This window comes from Pseudomonas sp. JAI120 (genome assembly GCF_014207255.1).
In the GTDB taxonomy this organism is placed as follows: Bacteria; Pseudomonadota; Gammaproteobacteria; order Pseudomonadales; family Pseudomonadaceae; genus Aquipseudomonas.
The window spans coordinates 2185631-2201490 of the sequence record NZ_JACHCZ010000001.1 but is presented as its reverse complement, the minus strand read 5'-3'; the positions used below and the strand labels follow the sequence as shown (position 1 = coordinate 2201490).

Sequence of the window (15860 nt, the reverse complement as noted above, 5' to 3'; positions counted from 1 at the left end):
TGTGGCAGAAAATAATCTCTACGGCCTTTTTGATGCCTAGTACGAATCATTACTTACGCTTGAGCAATGCATCAGCTTTGGTTGGCATGTATATTTTTCTATATGGTTTAAACTCCTCTGGATATTTTCCGAGGCCAGTAGTCAGTATTACCTGGAACTGAATTTTAGATTTTTCTTTGATTTCTTCAATTTTTTTCAAGCATATTTTTAGTTTGTCTAGTTCGATACCCGCCGTTTCAGGAGTGTCGATTAGCAAGAAGCGTGGGAAGGGAACATCAGGGTCGTCAAGTGACATCTGAAGCAGAGTAAGGTAGTACATGAGTCTTGTTGATACGCTTGAACTATGTTCTTTGTATTCCCCTTCGTCGAGCACTGGAAGGTATGTGTCTGGGCTAATTCGAGCTGTTCTGCATTCGGCCAGTGTCTCAGTCATGAGTTTTTTATAAATAATGCTGAATTCGTCAACTTTATTTCTTATGTCCAATTTGGTTTGTGCGTCTAAGCCTTTTAAAGCTAGCTCGGATTTTTGAAATTCAGTTCTTTTTGTATCAAAGTCTGATTGAAAAATTTCTAGTTTGGATTCGATTGCAATAAGTTGGTGTAATCTGCTTATGTCTTCTCTCAAGTCTAATATTTTGTCGTCGATGGTGTTGATTGTTTCTAAGTCCACATGTTCATCAATGTTGGAGATTTGTGAGCGCAATTTTTCAGTCAACACGGGGATTGTGTTTTCGGAGTTTCGTACATCAATTCTAATGTCAGTGATTTCGGAATTGCAGTCAGTGATAGCGAGATCGATGGTGTCGAGTGACTTTATTTTTGATTTTAAGATATTTTTATATTCTAGCGACGTGTACGAAAAACGCTCGTACTGCTCCTCGTCAATTTCTGAACCACAAACACAATGACCGCTGACACGGTCAACTTTCGCCAGGCAGTACGGACAACTGTCGGAAGAGAAAAGATTCAGTTGATCGTGGGAGTGTATGATTTTCGTTATCTGATCAATTTCTTTTTTTGCGCTTTCACGTATCAACGCTAATTTCTGCCTCTCTTCTAGTAGGTTAGTCAGCGTTTCCTTCTTCTCGCTGAGAATAATCTGAGCGCTCATCATTGCCGATTTGGTACTGGTAATGGCGGACTCTATCGCAGAGTCTGAACTTCTGTTGCGTTTGAATCTGGATCTGGTGTCATGTAATTTATTAAGCTGCTCTTCCTTTAAGTTGAGGTCCGTGACTAAAAAAGATTTGTTCTTTGGCGTATCGCCGTCGCCCAGCTCCTCAGCAAGTCGTTTGTACTCTCGGAGCAACCCGCTGGCTACATTTTTCTGTCTTTCAAGTGTCTTCGAGTTTATAATTGCTTTGTAGTAGTCTGAAAATGATTTTCCCACTAAAAGCTCAAATATAGCGCGGCGAAGTGTGCTTGAGTCTGATACGTAGTTATCTTGCTTGTCGATCTTTTTATAGATTTGCTTGGTGTCGGATTGTTGGTCTACATAAATGAGGCGGAAGATGTCGTAGGCGTTAATTTTGAACGATGAAATGCCTTGTTGAATATCTACGACAGAAATTCCCAGTTTCCCAAGAAGCCAGTCTGAATAGGTTTCAGGAGTATGTGCAGTCCTGTTTACAGGAAGAATTCTCAGATTTTGGCTGTCATAGTGATAGTGTGTTTTAGTTGTGCCGTCCGGTAAAGTTACCTCGCTGCAATTATAAGGCGTAATTGTAACGTCGTTGTCACCGATAAATCTTATTGTTTGAAAATTTTCACCGTTGAGGTTTAAAAACAACTCTACGAAGTTATCGCGATCTCCTGTGATCTCTTTGTGTGTTTCTTTTTCATCTCGGATGAATTCAGAAACTCGACCGCCGAGTGCGAAGTATATCAGGTTGCAAAACGTGGTTTTTCCGGTGCCATTGTCACCTTCAATCATAACAATATCCTGATCAAGATCAGGTGATTCATATTGGTAGATATTGCCCCGGTAATTGACTTTGGTTATTCTTAGAAATCCCATGTTTTGACCCCGTGAGCTTCGTAGATCTTTTGTATGGTTGTGTCTAGAGTAAGTCGAGTCAGTTGTTTGATCTGCGCAGTTGTTCGTCGAACATTTGAATATTCGCTATGAAAAAAATTCTTGTCAAAAAAACTCTTGGGAATTAGTTCGGAAAGGGATACATCGACTAGTGAGTTTATGTCTCCTTTTCGCAGTATGACAAATCCTGATTTTTCAAGTCTGAATAATATTTTCAGAATCTCACTTCTCCGGCTTAGACCGTTTGTATAGCTTTTGAATAGATATTCTTTGTCAATTCTGTTTAGATCTTTGCCGTCGGGGCGCTCAAGTATGCTAACTAATTTGTCTTCGGTGGCGAACTCAACCAAGAACGCTAGTTTTCTATAGTCTTTGAAGTAGCGCCCTTTCTTACAGCCAAGTGCATCTAGGCTTACTAGTAGTGCGTATGTCGTAAAATAAAAATCATAGTCTGGCGAAAACATTATCCGCTTTTTAATGGCGTCAGTCATTACTTACCCCGACGTCGAACGAAACAAAGCACTCGTCGTATAGGTTTAATATTATTTGCTCGATTGTGATGCTGTTAGATGCTGAGTATGTATAGTCGTGCTTCAAATTTTGCACGTTTTCTAATGCAATTTCTTTTATGGAATCTAAAATTGGTTTGATATCTTTAAATTCTATCGGGGAAGTAATCGGTGCATGGCAGCTGTAGAACTCGTCGCAGGCTTCAAAAACACGGTACTTAAGAGACTTAAAGCTTCTATTGCTCTCGGTCTCCTCATGCTTCGACATACTTGCCATGCGAGCATATCGACCAGATTTTTTTTGATCATAATCTGCACATACATCAGCCAATTTATTTTCTAGATTTCTTTTGTCTGACACCTTGTCTTTTTGCGTTTTCAGTTGAAGCCAAGCTGGATCAGTTCGATCATCCAATGGCTCAGACTCCACATTTTTAAAGACAAGTTTGACATCGGCAATATGTACGAATCTCTGATTTAGGTTCGGAAGATTTTGCCGCTCATCTAGGCACTCCATTAGAAGTGAAAATACGCACTCTTCTTTTTTTTCAGTGTGAATGTTTTGTAGAGAACTTTCTTTGATTGCCGACAGAACGGACTGTTTTAGGCTGATTTCGTCAGCTTGACCAAAACACCATTTGATTTTCCCCAGGAATTTTGACAGCTCTTGTAGTGTAAGAGCTTTAAGGTTCTCTAGGTTTCCAGTGCTGTTTCTTCTTTCATATTGAGCTGCATATTCCTCAATCAAAGTGTCTTTGATCGTTTGCAGAGTGGTGTCAGCAATTTCGGAATTGTCTTTTAGTATTTCCAGTATCGGATCTTCCGGCAGTGTCAGATCGATACCATTTTTGAGTTTTATTTTGTTTTCTTTGCCTATACCCGCGGTGGTATAAAATCCTAATAAAAGTCCTTCACTTTCCTGCCATTGTCCAAAATAAATATCCGAGAATGCCACAAGAGTGTTTAACACTTGATGCGAAAAGAGTGTGAAATTTTTGTTGGGGTCATAGTTTTTATCTTCTTCAAGATAAGTCGATGTTCCCGTTTCGCTGACTTTTATTATTGATACATCTTCAAGGACTTCGATAGATGCATAAAACATGACGCTGGCTGGGTTTTCGAGTTCTTCAATTATATGTTTAATTGCTCGAATTTTTTGTAGGCGAAACCCTTTAGTTTTATCGGATGCGTCACGGTCTATGGTCTGCTGCGTCATCCGAGTTGTATTCCATTACAAAGTTGAAAAGCATGTGGAATGTACACACGGCGCTACGCTAGCAAATCCATTCTATGATGTCGACCTGATATCAGCGTAGGCCCGCCACAAACGCCTGTTTTTTGATCACCTAGCTCTAGTGAGCACCAACATGTCACCACTCTGTTGGTAGCAGGCCCTGTCGAGGACTGCTTCGCGGTTTCGGGTATGGGCGCTCAGTTGTCGGGCACCCATTGACTCCAGGCAAGTTCTGTTGGGTGTAGGACGCTCGTCTCTATGACGCTTTGAGTGCGATGAAACAAGATCACAGCAAGCGTATAAGGCTGGCGCATCACGTCGCCGAGATCAACGATCAGGGCAAAGATCCAGAATTTGGTCAATGGACAGCTATCACCCTCTGGGTAGTTCAAATGGCCGCAGGGAACGAAGGGAAACATACAACCTTCTGAGCGCAGTGAACAAGGAATCTGGATTGACTGCTGGAACGACCAGATATGTCGCGATGAAGCGGCATAGCTCCGTATGGCGCGACTGCACTGGTGGATACCTAATACGAAGCTACTCAGTGGAAATGTATGGCTGGATTGAGGGGGCTGGTTCTGTCGGTACAGCTCAATAGGCAGGAGGCGTTTTATTGTCTTGGTAAAGCGCCGCCATTTTTTGGATTTCCGCGTAGATTTCAACTCTCAGTTCCGAGGGGCTGAGCACCTCAACGCTCGGCCCTTGGCTCAGGAGCCAAAGCCGTAAACCTTGACTCAAGTGCACTGCACAACTCAAGTGCCAGCGTCCTGCGTCATAGGCTCGTAATTTTTGGTCTGAGCTGAGCGAGTTTTCGCTGAGACGCTGAAACATATTTTCATCGACCAGCAACTCTAGCTGGATAGGATGTTCGTCCTCCAGCCCAATTAGGCTCTTCAGTGAACTGGTATTACGGATGTCGTAATCAGCGGGTACTTGAGCCGGTTCAAAACCCGCCGTTTCAGCGGAATTGAAACGGTGCGCCGGCCAGGCATAGGGAGTGGCCGGGTCTCTGCCGTCAACGATGAGCGATAGGTAGATGTTGGCGTCCTGAAAGGACAGTCCCAAAGGGGTTAACCGATAGGGCTTGGGGTGCAGCGCGCCGCGTGGTTGATAGAGTACATCCAGCTTGTTCCCTTCCAGCAATGCTTCTTGGATGGTTTGAAAGACCTGAGGGTCTATCAATCCTGGCTGTAAATTTTGGAAGCGGGAGTTGCTGATCACCTTCTTCGTCCAATCATGGAGCCGGTGGGAGTGCTTGTTCAGAATGGCCTGGGCATGCTCGTACAGTTCCTGAAGATTCCCTCCAAGTGTACGACTGAGATATGGGCGCGCATGTTCGATGACCATGATCAAATTCATCGCGTCCGTTGGCTTGAGTACGAACCTCGACAATTCTTTATCGGCCCAATACATATACTCACGCCCCTCTTTTCTTCTCTTAATGCCGTATCTTTTATCGTCGATCAGCGCTTTAAGGTTGCGTTGAATCGTCCGGTCATCAACCGCCACATCCTGCGCCCTCAGCCGTTGTTGGAACTGCGCCACGCGCAGTCCAGTGGCCGTTGTATTACCGCGCGCCGTCGGGATCATGGCCAAGAGCAGCTCCAGACGAAATTTTTCTTCCAGCCGTTTTCCTGACATGTGAATACTCCCTAAATGGCGACACAATTTGTCGTTCAGAGGGTGGATGATTCGTCTTGAGAAATCAATGTGATGCCGGAGTCGAGAAATGGCGATGCCCAAGCCTGCCAATGTCGTCAACATACTTGAAGCTTTTCTGGTCGCGCCTGAACTGCTGGAGTTCCAGGAGACCAGTGAAAATGACGGTCTGGGGGCCGGGTTGGGAATCCCGACGCTGAGGATTGTTGAGATGTATGAGCGTTATGGGATGGTGTCATACGCTGAAGTGAAGGCTATGAATCCTTTAAAAGCAGTCTTGCCGCGAGAATCATTTCTCCTACTATATGCGCAGCTTCGACGAGCAGCTCTCGAACATGATGCAGATGCGCTAAATGACCTCGGTTGGTTATGGCTGGATGGGCGCACGTTGATTGAGGATCCAGCGATTGCCCTGCACCTTTTTCGGCTGGCTGCGGCGGACGATTTACCTGAAGCCTTTTTCAATCTAGGGCAGCTCTATACCTACGGAATAGGTGTCGCCGTCGATGAGCAAATGGCCCAGCGATGGCTGAAAAAGGCGTTTAAAGGTGGGATCCGCGAGGCAGCTTTGGAGGTCGCGTGGCTTTACGACGCGCGGGATCGAAAAGGCAGTTGTGAAGCTTCACAGGTTGAGGCCGATAACCGGAAGGCATTTCGTTGGTATCGAAAAGCCGCTCGTGCCGGTGACACTGCGGCGTTTGCACGCCTTGGGAAGAGTTACCTGGAGGGCAATGGCGTTTCGCGTCACGTCTCAAAGGGACTTTTTTGGTTGCAGCGAGCGGCGCTCAATGGTGATGCAGCGGCTGCTGATGCCTTGGAGTATTTTTACAAGGATGCCCTGTACATGCCGGATCCTCAAGGACGTATGCGTTTGTTCTGGGCATCGTATGCCGAAGATCTGCGAGAACCTTTTGAGAGCCCGTCGCGTTGATTTAGGGTAAATGAGGGGGCTTCCATTGTTTGGCCTAGACATCCCCTGATGGTCTCCAGTTTTTTACTGTGTATTGGATGAAAAAATTTAAGGACGCGTGATGATTACGTTGAGAGATGGCGGCTCATTCAGCATTGACGCTCTGGTTTCAAAAGTTGAGACCTTGGGCGGTTCCATGGTACTTGGGCCGATCAAGGCTGCGTTAATCGATCACAAGAAGCCGGTCTCACTGGATTACTGGATCAGAGCCAATGGGGCTCATCGTAAAGACCAGATGCAAGCGGAAACGCAGGTAGTCGACCAGTTGGTTGCCACTGGCCGTTTCAGTCGGGTGAAAATGAGCTGTCCAACAACCGGACATCGTTGCAAGGGACTGATTGTGATCTCTAAGCTTTTCCCTCAGTAGCTAACTGCAACTCACGAATGAGTGCCATTGCTTTGAAAAACTCTGTTTGAACCCAGCCCTTTCTTGGCGGAGGACAAGCAAAGTGTGGCCAGCATCAGGCTTCGGCTTATGAAAGGTTAGACCGATGGCGGGTTCCATTTCGGGTTTTATGTCTTTGATTGGATGCTCATAACGACCAAGACAGCGCTAGACACCATGACGAGCATATGGATATTGTTAGAGAAATGGCATTTTGAGATCACTGCGATGCAGAGCGGCATGCAAGAAATGATTATCGAAATCGACGCGGACGTTGAGGCGTTGATCAGAGACATAAATGCCACACCAAGTGGGCAGCAACAAACAGACTTCATCGATTCGTTTCAAAAGATGATGATCGATCAGTTGATGGGGCCGTTCGGATTGACTGCTGCGATGTTCGAGGATCGCGATGGAGGCGCCATTACATCTCTGCACAACTTCGAAAAAGGGGTCGTCGCCAACGACGCAGATGAAAAACTTCATGCGGGCTGGCAAGAGGCCCAAAAGGAACCATTTCAACGCGAGGATTACGATGCTGCGATGGATGCCGCCCACTCTGACATGAGTAGTGCCGACGGTAAGTTCTACGACGCCTACAAGAAGCCTGAAACGGAGTTTGCCGAAGGCCCGAGAATGACCGCACGGGATCACGTCACCAGCGCCAGCGAAATCGAGAGATCTACGCGTGGTCACCTAGCACAAACACGTGAAGAGCGTGTGGCAACAGCAACGCAAAAAGAAAACGTCGTCCTGACATCTTTCAATATGAACTCCTCGAAACAAGAGTCCGATCTGAAAGTGTGGGCGGCAGGGAAAAACAGTCAAGACCCGACTAAGACCAACGCTGAATATTACGATTTGGATCCGCAGGCAATAGATACGGCCTACGTGAAATCCAAAAAAGCAGTGGATGGGGTACAAAAAAAGGCTGTCTTTGACAAGCAAATGGGCGAATTATTGATCGAGGGCAGCGCTGCGGCCGGTAAGCTTGCCCTTCGACAAGTACTGGGTTTACTGCTCAAAGATCTAATCGAAGGTTTGATTCAGGATGTACGGTATCTGGTCAAAGAAGGCTTTGATGGCGCCAAATCGCTGCTAACTTTGGCTGAAGAGCGAATCAAGTCGACTTACGAAAAAATTAAGTTGAAGTGGGCGGAATACCTGAAAGAAGGTGTTAGCGCGGGGCTAACGGGCTTTCTCTCAAATTTGATAACGTTAGTCATCAACTCCTTTATCACTACCGCAAAAAATGTGGTGCGGATGCTTCGGGAAGCGATACTTTCGATTGTTCGGGCGATCAAAGTGATTGTTTCCCCCCCGAAAGGCATGGCCCGTGGCGATATAGCCATGGAGGTGCTGAAAATTCTCTCGGGCACTGTCGTTCTATGTCTCGGTATTGCGCTTGAGGAGGTCATCCAGAAAGCGTTGGAAGCTGTACCACTGCTACTGCCTTTTGCTGCGACACTGGCCCCGGTGATTACCGGTGTCATTACCGGTGCCTTGACGCTTTTCACCGTCTTAGCTTTTGACCGGTTGAAAAGTGGTATCGCTTTTCGCAACAAGGCGCTGGCCGATACCCATCGTGGTCAGCAGGTCAATCTGTTGAGAGTCAAACAAACAGTAGTGATGATCGATATGGCTTACAGCCACATGATTGTCTCGACTCAAGTTATGCGAACGCAATTCGAAAACGACTGGCTCGAAGTTCAAGACGCCAAAGTCGTAACGCAACACCGTCTAAATGACTACCGAAATTCTGTAAACAGCCTGGATGATTTACTGGAGTTATTTTAATGAGCGTACAGGAACTGATAATCAAGGAAGATCTGACCCCAGTCAACATCGCTTCAGGTCTTCTGGATGTAATCAAGGATATTGAGTTAAGCATCGAAAATTCCAGTAGTCATGTTAGCGCTATAGAAAATCGAGGCTGGTTCAAAAGCACCTTCTCCAGTGCTAAAACTGATTTGGTGGACATCTCCAAGTCTCAGAACAAAATCAACGATCTCATGCTGGGATTAATTCAAGAGGTCATTACCCTCAACACTATGAGCTACTCGTTCCTTGCCGCAGTAATCTGCGAGCTGGAAGAGCGCGCCAAAATGGGCTGGACGGATAGCGAGGGCCGTTTCCAAGAGCTTTCCGAAACTGGCCAAGGTTTTGCGGACAAAGCCCAATCCATTTTTCGAAAAATTGCCGAAGGTTCGAAGTCGACTCAAGACCGTATTGAAATCAATAAACAGAACATTGAAGAGGTCAAGAGTGCCCTGTCGGTGAAAGACGCGCTGGACACACAACAAAGTCAGGATATTGACAGAATCAAGACCGCGCTCGAATTTAAGGCTGAACGCTTGGCCAGCATCGATGCTTTACTCAATCAAAAAAGCACCCTTGATGAGCGACAGGATCATGCTATTCAAACCATTCTGGTGGAGTTGCAGGAAAACGGTCGTGTCGATCAGGAACGGGCACAAATCATTGAGCGCAACAGCGGTGATATTGAAGCGATACAATCTACCTTATCGGTGAAAGTGGAAGAAATCGCACGCCAGGAGCTGCATTTGGGAGCAATCGATACATCGTTGACCCAAAATGCTGAACAAATAGCCCGCCTAAACGAGCTGCTCAATGAGCAAAATGTGCTGAGTGAGAAACGAGACAATGCCATTCGAGCCATTCTGGAGACGCTACAAAAAAGTAGCCGTAGTGATCTTACACGCGCTCAGGCCATTCAGGCCCAGGAGCGTGAGTTGCTGGAGTTTAAAGAGCGATTAGTGGTTCAGGAGAACAGCTTTGCACGTTATTCGTCGCGTACTAATCGCCTGCTGGTGGCTCTTGCCGGATCAAGTCTAGTGATGGCTACGACACTGGTGCTCAAAGGGCTAAGCGTGATTTGACGTGTAGCAGCATATCTTGCAGCCCCTTCGGTACTACACGCTTGTGCAGTATTGAAGGTGGAAGGAGCTGTGGGATTTATGCGAAATAAGTTCGATTCATCAAACGTAAAGCCAGCGCCCCAGCTCCTCCAGGTTTGCCACCACTATCTGTTGTGCCGCTGCTTTTGCCTGTATTTTCGTGGGGTCTATTTGATAGCGCTGCAAAATGTACTGTACCAACGCCCCTCGGGTGCGTATCAGCAGTTGGCCGTTTTGCATGCCGTAATCTGCTTCAATTATCAGCTTTTGCTCAGGTTTTAATCTTCGATCTGGCTCAAAAATCACATCTATTTCGGCCATCCAATCCACATCGGCCTCACGTTTATGATCGGACGCATGGATTAAATCAGGGGCGCCGCGAAATCGACTTAGGACAAAGTCTCGAAAGTCACCATTCTTTTCACAGTAAGCGCGTACGTGCCAGCGCATCCCGGTAAATACCAGTGTGTGCGGCACGATCACGCGTGTTTCCGGTCTGGGGTTGGCCAAGGACACATAGTCTGTTTCCAGCCGTAGACCTTCACGACAGGCCTGCAAAATCGGTCGCAATATTTCGGGGCGAATACTGCGATCAGGGATGAGCAGCAGTTCAGTGTGCGCATAAGCAAAGGCCAGTCCTTCGACATGCTCGGCACGTTCCCGATTCTGGTTGAGCAGGTGCAGGTAAGCACTGGCGCTTCCATCGATGAATAGCGGTTTGAACACTTTGCTTGGTTTGTAGCCTTTCAGATGTTTGTCATATGTAAGGTTTTTAGGCGCATGTTCGGTCAGGTAAGTGTTGATGTCTTTTGATGCTTGCTGCCGACTGATGCCAAAGCTCTGCATCAGGTGACCAGTAGTCAGGCGGCCTTCCCACCAGGCAATGGTCTCGATGAGTCGGTAGCGTAATGCCAGATCCCAGCGAATCTGATTTAGCTGCTGCTTACGTTTCATCGGTTGAGTACCTGTTCCATTTGTTTACCTGTACAGGCAAACATTATCGACGTGTCATAAAAGACTACATATCTTGTAACCGTCGAACAAGCGAAGGAAGCTACAAAATGGATGCGATGAGCTTGTATTGGTTGAGCATGGGAGGGGCGATGCTCATGGTGGCGGTCATGGCATTATTGCTGTGGTTGCAGTGGCAGCATATTGATGTGCAAAAGCGGGAGTTGATGGTGCTGCGCAACCTCTTGAACAGCATCGGCGCAGTCATTCGACAGCTGGAGTTGGAAAGAAAGGAATTGACGGCGGGATTACGGGCTGAACGCGCCCATGTCGAGCAGCTCCAGAGAAAACTTTTGTTAGTGCAGTAATTCCTTCCGCGCATTTAGGCGGCTGGGATTATGGAGCGCCTTCTGGCACTCGATACGATGGGCGCCTCGCCATGCAGGGGCAATGCGCTGCAAGGGAGAGTGTGTATGCAAATCGTCGATGGTGTCCGGCTTTACTCCGCTTCAGATCTCTGCGGTTTTCTAGAATGCGAGCACCTGACGGCTCTCGACATGGCCCACCTTGTATCGCCCATGGAGAGGGCACCAGAAACCGAGGAAAATCGCCTGATTCAGGAAAAGGGCCTTGAGCATGAGGCGGCCTACCTTGATCGGCTGAAGCTTGAGTATCCAGTAGTGGTGGATATCGCTGCGAGTGGCGCGCGGTCTATCTCAAAGAAGGTCGAGTTGACACGGGAAGCGATGCAGGCCGGTGCCGATATCATTTTCCAGGCGACGTTACAGGACGATGTTTTCATTGGTCATGCCGACTTTCTCCGAAAGGTAGCACTGCCCTCAGATCTTGGTGATTACAGCTACGAAGTGATCGATACCAAGCTGGCGAAATCGCCCAAAGCAAAGTTCATTGTCCAGTTAGCGCTGTACTCCCGGCTGCTTGTTCCATTGCAAGGTGTTCGTCCTCACTTCATGCATGTTGTGCTCGGTGATGCAGCGCGTAGCGAACGGCCATTTCGTGTGGCAGATTACGCAGATTATCTCGATCAGGTTCTTCAGCGCTTCGACGCTTTTGTCTCTGCCCCCCAACCGTCAATCACCTATCCTGACCCTTGTGATCATTGCCGCTTTTGCGGGTGGCGCGATCTTTGTGCCATTCAACGCGAGCAAGATGATCATTTGTCTGCGGTCGCGAATATCAGCAAGTCCCAAATCAAAAAATTGCAAAGCGCCGGTGTTCAGACCTTGGAGCAATTGGCCAACATTCCGGAACGCATTTCCATTCCCAAACTTAACGGCGAGTCCTTGAGTAAATTGAGGCATCAAGCCCGTCTGCAACACCTGGGCCGTCATAGCGATGCACCAATTTATGAACTATTGGCTCCGCAGGCTGGGCTGCGTGGATTCGGCCGTATGCCTGAGCCAGCGGAAGGCGATCTGTTTTTTGATATGGAGGGTGATCCGCTTGAAGAGGGCGGTTTGGAGTATTTGTTTGGCTTGTACATTGATGAGGCAGGGAGCCAACGCTTCCTGCCATTTTGGGGGCACTCTCGTACAGAAGAGAAAAAAGCGTTCGAAGCCTTCATCGATTTTTTGATGGCGCATTTGGCGCGCTATCCGCAAGCCTACATCTATCACTACGCGAGCTACGAAGAGACAGCGATCAAGCGTTTGATGAGTCAGCACGGCACTCGTGAGACTCAAGTTGACTGGTTGCTGCGGAACGGCAAGCTGATCGATCTGTATAAGGTGGTGCGGGAGGCGATACGCGTTTCCGAACCGAGCTACTCGATCAAGTACATCGAACATTTCTACATGGAAAGACGGGTTGGCGAGGTGACCAGTGCCGGCGCGAGCATCGTGTTTTATGAACGTTGGAAGCAGAGCGGTGATCCTGAACTGTTGGAAACCATTGAGCGCTACAACGAGGATGATGTGCGCTCCACTTACTTGCTGCGTAACTGGCTGCTTGCGATTAACCCCGATGACAGCAATTTTGTAGCGACGAATGTGGGGACCGTCGAAGTTGATCCTGTTGCCGTAGGGGCCAGCGAACAGGAGATTCGCCTGGAAAGTTATCGTCAGCGCCTAATTGGTCAGTTGCCGGAGGATGAATCGCAGTGGGATGACGAGGCGATTGTTAAGGCGTTGGTTTTTCAGTTGCTTGATTTTCATCGGCGCACCGAGAAGCCGGTGTGGTGGGATATGTTCAAGCGTCAGGACATGGCGAGAGATGAGCTTCTTGAGGATATCGAGAGCCTGGCTGGGTTGACACGCACAACACAACCACCCGTACCGGAAAAGCGCTCATTCCTTTACCAATACCGCTTCCCCGAGCAGGAGACCAAGCTGCGTATCGGGTCGCAGGGAATGGTGGTCGAAACACTGAGCGCGATTACTCTGCATGAATTGGACATGGAAAACCGATTGGCGACCTTTAAGGCCACTGCCGAGCGGCAACCTCCCGAAGACTTTGATATGGGACCCGGTGGGCCAATTAATAGCAACGTTATCCGCGAAGCATTATTCCGCTACGCCGATGCGGTTCTGGCAGGTGGTGGGCATTTTCAAGCGGTGGAAGACTTTTTGTTTCGTCGCTCACCCAGAGTGGTTGGCTTGGAAGCCGGGACGGCCCTTTTAGCGGCTGGACTGGATCCTCTCGATGCAGTCAAGCAGGTGGTGCGTAACCTCGACCATAGTGTGCTGTTCATTCAGGGGCCTCCGGGTGCTGGTAAAACTTATACGGGGTCTCACCTGATAGTTGATCTGCTGCAAGCTGGCAAGCGGGTCGGGATTACCTCTAACTCTCATCACGCGATCAACAACTTGCTTGCAGCGATAGAAACCTGTGCTGAGGCGTCTGGTTTGAACTTCGTCGGTTTGAAAAAATCCACTCAGGGGGCTGAGGAGAGTCGTTTCGCCGGGCGCTGCATCACGTCCCAAGATGACAAAACGAAATTGTTGGCCGCATGGAATTCGGGAGCACGTCTTGTCGCGGGTACTGCTTGGCTGTTCGCGGATGAAGCATTTAGCGAAGCGTTGGATTACCTGTTCATTGACGAAGCTGGTCAGGTCAGTGTGGCCAACCTCGTGGCGATGGGGATGTCAGCCCGCAGTTTGGTGCTGATGGGCGATCAGATGCAATTATCACAACCGATTAAGGGGACGCATCCAGGGCGCTCAGGAGATTCGATCCTGGATTATCTGCTTGATGGCGTGGCCACTATTCCCGCGAATCGCGGGGTGTTCCTGGCGCAGACATGGCGTATGCACCCTGAGGTGTGTTCCTTTATTTCTGACGCGGTGTACGACGGACAATTAACATCGGCCCCGGGAACCGAGCGACAAGTGCTGGTGCTGGATGGAGAGCGTCCAGGGATACCCAATTGTGGGCTGTATTTTTGTGCGGTGGAGCATGACGCTAATAGCCAAAGCTCAGAGGAAGAAGCTGCTGTCGTCCGCGACCTCTACAGTTATTTCCTGGGGCAAACTTATGTAGATAAGAACGGCGAGGTGCACCGGATCGACGTGGACAATATCTTGGTTGTCGCACCCTATAACCTCCAGGTGCAGTTGCTCAAACGGGAGCTACCGGAAGGCGCCCGAGTCGGGACGGTGGACAAGTTTCAGGGACAAGAAGCCGAAATTGTGATTGTTTCGATGGCCACTTCGAATGAAGACTATTTACCTCGGGATATTGGTTTTCTCTACTCAAAAAACCGCTTGAATGTAGCGGTCAGTCGCGCCAAGACCTTGGCCTGTGTGATAGCCAGCCGAGCCTTGACGGCCATCCGCTGCAAGACACCAGAGGAGATGTCGCTGGTAAATACACTTTGTAAGGTGGTCAAGAGTGGATCAATGACGCGCGACAGAGTGTAGAGCTGACGGTGCGCCGCTCCAACGGGCGGCGCAGTTTTGCATCGAGTAGTACTCTCAGCGAACTTGCGTCGGTGCGTTAATGCATTTGTAGCCAGGGTACTGGGCTTCGGCGGTGATCTTAGCCATGTTTGAGGTCACGGCTTGCACCGTGATGCTGAAGTTGGCCTGGGGGCCTGCGGTGGCGACCACGCGCTGCATAAAAGCTGAATAAATTTTCATCAGGTGAGGCTCCTTGTTTGTTGATCTCCTAGCCTAATCCGTTTGACGACAACCTATGTCGCGGTTGATTTTTTGCGACTCGCCGCTGATTTGCCCTTCGAAGCCCGCTTTATCTAAACACTCACGTTAATCAGGAGCCCAAACCAATGCAGGACATATTTCTGTTGGAGCCTCAAACGAAGGTAGACCGTAAGAAGTCTTACATTCGATCTTACCCACATATTCTCGCGCAATTACAGACAGAGTCGGCCTTAACCGAGCGAGATTTTGTCTGCGGAGCGCACATCGTTTACGGCTGGATGCCGACCATCTTGGATCTGTACCCAACGGCTGAACGGACATTGCAGCAGGGAGCCAACTTACTCAACAAAGCGCGTGTCAATGGAGTTTTGGATCAATGCGAATTGGCCGAGTTGGCTGCTCTAGTCAACAATTCGGTGGTAGGGGCGTCCAAGCTGCTGCACTTTGTTAATCCCGATGCTTTCGCCATTTGGGATTCGAAGATCTATCGCTTTATTCATGGTCATGCGGCTCATCAGTACAGAGTGAACAATACGGAGGCCTATTTGAAGTATCTGGGCCAGTTGAGTGAGCTTCGAAAAGACGAACGGTTTCCAGGCCTTCACTCTTCGGTCAACGAAAAAATGGGTTACCCAGTGTCACCGCTCCGAGCCATCGAAGTGGTGATGTTTCTAAATGCTTGAGTGATGGGTGTGAAATTGACCGAGAGGTAGGCATTCCGACCTCTCGTGGCGTGTTGCTCTCTGTGGAACAGGTTGGAGCGCGGTCTCGCAAAATGGCAATTATGGGCGCGGAATCGTAACGCCACTTTCGCTCAGCCCTGGACTGATCACCTGGAGAAATCGTTGAATTTTCAACAAGCTTATGCCGCCCTAGAAAGCCTGATTCATAGCCTCCCTAGCCTCTTTTCAGATGTCACGGTCAATTTCGCGTTTGGCGAAAATAGACCAGCCATAGGGAACTGGTTAGATCCACTAAACTTAGGCCTCCTCGCGACCGGTGATGGCGTTGGTCTCCAAGAGCGGGGTGTACTTTTTTGGCTCGCCGGACGGCGAGATTATCTATATCGGAAAGGCTA

14 protein-coding genes are annotated in these 15860 nt (G+C 48.5%); 8 read left to right on the top strand and 6 right to left on the bottom strand.

Features of this window, described 5'->3' with window-relative positions; genetic code table 11:
- Positions 1-49: 49 nt before the first annotated feature.
- From HDC32_RS10355 to HDC32_RS10345, 3 genes are all read right to left on the bottom strand, one after another.
- Positions 50-1933, bottom strand: a complete 1884-nt coding sequence (locus HDC32_RS10355) for a hypothetical protein (protein WP_260403591.1) — start codon at positions 1931-1933, stop codon at positions 50-52.
- A gap of 71 nt (positions 1934-2004) precedes the next feature.
- The gene (locus tag HDC32_RS10350) at positions 2005-2526 is read right to left on the bottom strand and encodes a hypothetical protein (RefSeq protein WP_184743792.1); all 522 of its coding nucleotides are present in this window, start codon (positions 2524-2526) and stop codon (positions 2005-2007) included.
- Complete coding sequence (locus HDC32_RS10345) at positions 2519-3760, bottom strand: hypothetical protein (RefSeq protein ID WP_184743788.1); 1242 nt, start codon at positions 3758-3760, stop codon at positions 2519-2521. Before HDC32_RS10345 ends, HDC32_RS10350 begins: the two co-directional genes overlap by 8 nt.
- A 293-nt stretch (positions 3761-4053) precedes the next feature.
- Between HDC32_RS10345 and HDC32_RS10340 the strand changes: the two genes are divergently transcribed.
- The gene (locus HDC32_RS10340) at positions 4054-4209 is read left to right on the top strand and encodes a hypothetical protein (protein WP_184743785.1); all 156 of its coding nucleotides are present in this window, start codon (positions 4054-4056) and stop codon (positions 4207-4209) included.
- A 163-nt stretch (positions 4210-4372) separates the two neighbouring features.
- Here HDC32_RS10340 and HDC32_RS10335 read toward each other — a convergent pair whose 3' ends face one another.
- Complete coding sequence (locus HDC32_RS10335; RefSeq protein ID WP_184743781.1) at positions 4373-5422, bottom strand: YafY family protein; 1050 nt, start codon at positions 5420-5422, stop codon at positions 4373-4375.
- An 88-nt stretch (positions 5423-5510) separates the two neighbouring features.
- On the opposite strand from HDC32_RS10335, the gene HDC32_RS10330 reads away from it, so the two are divergent.
- From HDC32_RS10330 to HDC32_RS10315, 4 genes are all read left to right on the top strand, one after another.
- Entirely contained in the window at positions 5511-6371 is an 861-nt protein-coding gene (locus HDC32_RS10330) for a tetratricopeptide repeat protein (protein ID WP_184743778.1), read from the top strand.
- A gap of 100 nt (positions 6372-6471) precedes the next feature.
- Entirely contained in the window at positions 6472-6777 is a 306-nt protein-coding gene (locus tag HDC32_RS10325; RefSeq protein ID WP_184743775.1) for a hypothetical protein, read from the top strand.
- Between the two features lie 195 nt (positions 6778-6972).
- Positions 6973-8592: a hypothetical protein gene (locus HDC32_RS10320; protein WP_260403590.1), complete on the top strand. Its 1620-nt coding sequence runs from the start codon at positions 6973-6975 to the stop codon at positions 8590-8592.
- The gene (locus tag HDC32_RS10315; RefSeq protein ID WP_184743769.1) at positions 8592-9695 is read left to right on the top strand and encodes a hypothetical protein; all 1104 of its coding nucleotides are present in this window, start codon (positions 8592-8594) and stop codon (positions 9693-9695) included. The genes HDC32_RS10320 and HDC32_RS10315 overlap by 1 nt, the downstream gene beginning before the upstream one ends.
- Positions 9696-9794: 99 nt before the next feature.
- Here HDC32_RS10315 and HDC32_RS10310 read toward each other — a convergent pair whose 3' ends face one another.
- Complete coding sequence (locus HDC32_RS10310; protein WP_184743766.1) at positions 9795-10667, bottom strand: YafY family protein; 873 nt, start codon at positions 10665-10667, stop codon at positions 9795-9797.
- A gap of 107 nt (positions 10668-10774) precedes the next feature.
- On the opposite strand from HDC32_RS10310, the gene HDC32_RS10305 reads away from it, so the two are divergent.
- Both HDC32_RS10305 and HDC32_RS10300 read left to right on the top strand, forming a co-directional pair.
- Positions 10775-11032: a hypothetical protein gene (locus HDC32_RS10305; protein ID WP_260403589.1), complete on the top strand. Its 258-nt coding sequence runs from the start codon at positions 10775-10777 to the stop codon at positions 11030-11032.
- A 105-nt stretch (positions 11033-11137) separates the two neighbouring features.
- Positions 11138-14542, top strand: a complete 3405-nt coding sequence (locus tag HDC32_RS10300) for a TM0106 family RecB-like putative nuclease (protein WP_184743764.1) — start codon at positions 11138-11140, stop codon at positions 14540-14542.
- Between the two features lie 54 nt (positions 14543-14596).
- Here the strand turns inward: HDC32_RS10300 and HDC32_RS10295 are convergent, their stop codons facing one another.
- Positions 14597-14761, bottom strand: coding sequence for a hypothetical protein (locus tag HDC32_RS10295; protein WP_019692636.1), 165 nt, complete (start codon positions 14759-14761; stop codon positions 14597-14599).
- 146 nt (positions 14762-14907) lie between these two features.
- Here HDC32_RS10295 and HDC32_RS10290 point away from each other — a divergent pair, with 146 nt between their 5' ends.
- Positions 14908-15465 (top strand): hypothetical protein, encoded by a 558-nt coding sequence (locus tag HDC32_RS10290; protein WP_128591564.1) that lies wholly within the window; start codon positions 14908-14910, stop codon positions 15463-15465.
- Positions 15466-15860: the final 395 nt, after the last annotated feature.

Bases quoted from the DNA above. Each gene is read 5' to 3' on its own strand.
- HDC32_RS10345 (WP_184743788.1), bottom strand. From the start codon at position 3,760: ATGACGCAGCAGACCATAGACCGTGACGCATCCGATAAAACTAAAGGG.
- HDC32_RS10340 (WP_184743785.1), top strand. From the start codon at position 4,054: ATGAAACAAGATCACAGCAAGCGTATAAGGCTGGCGCATCACGTCGCC.
- HDC32_RS10325 (WP_184743775.1), top strand. From the start codon at position 6,472: ATGATTACGTTGAGAGATGGCGGCTCATTCAGCATTGACGCTCTGGTT.
- HDC32_RS10335 (WP_184743781.1), bottom strand. From the start codon at position 5,422: ATGTCAGGAAAACGGCTGGAAGAAAAATTTCGTCTGGAGCTGCTCTTG.
- HDC32_RS10310 (WP_184743766.1), bottom strand. From the start codon at position 10,667: ATGAAACGTAAGCAGCAGCTAAATCAGATTCGCTGGGATCTGGCATTA.
- HDC32_RS10295 (WP_019692636.1), bottom strand. From the start codon at position 14,761: ATGAAAATTTATTCAGCTTTTATGCAGCGCGTGGTCGCCACCGCAGGC.
- HDC32_RS10290 (WP_128591564.1), top strand. From the start codon at position 14,908: ATGCAGGACATATTTCTGTTGGAGCCTCAAACGAAGGTAGACCGTAAG.
- HDC32_RS10320 (WP_260403590.1), top strand. From the start codon at position 6,973: ATGACGAGCATATGGATATTGTTAGAGAAATGGCATTTTGAGATCACT.
- HDC32_RS10350 (WP_184743792.1), bottom strand. From the start codon at position 2,526: ATGACTGACGCCATTAAAAAGCGGATAATGTTTTCGCCAGACTATGAT.
- HDC32_RS10355 (WP_260403591.1), bottom strand. From the start codon at position 1,933: ATGATTGAAGGTGACAATGGCACCGGAAAAACCACGTTTTGCAACCTG.
- HDC32_RS10315 (WP_184743769.1), top strand. From the start codon at position 8,592: ATGAGCGTACAGGAACTGATAATCAAGGAAGATCTGACCCCAGTCAAC.
- HDC32_RS10330 (WP_184743778.1), top strand. From the start codon at position 5,511: ATGGCGATGCCCAAGCCTGCCAATGTCGTCAACATACTTGAAGCTTTT.
- HDC32_RS10300 (WP_184743764.1), top strand. From the start codon at position 11,138: ATGCAAATCGTCGATGGTGTCCGGCTTTACTCCGCTTCAGATCTCTGC.
- HDC32_RS10305 (WP_260403589.1), top strand. From the start codon at position 10,775: ATGGATGCGATGAGCTTGTATTGGTTGAGCATGGGAGGGGCGATGCTC.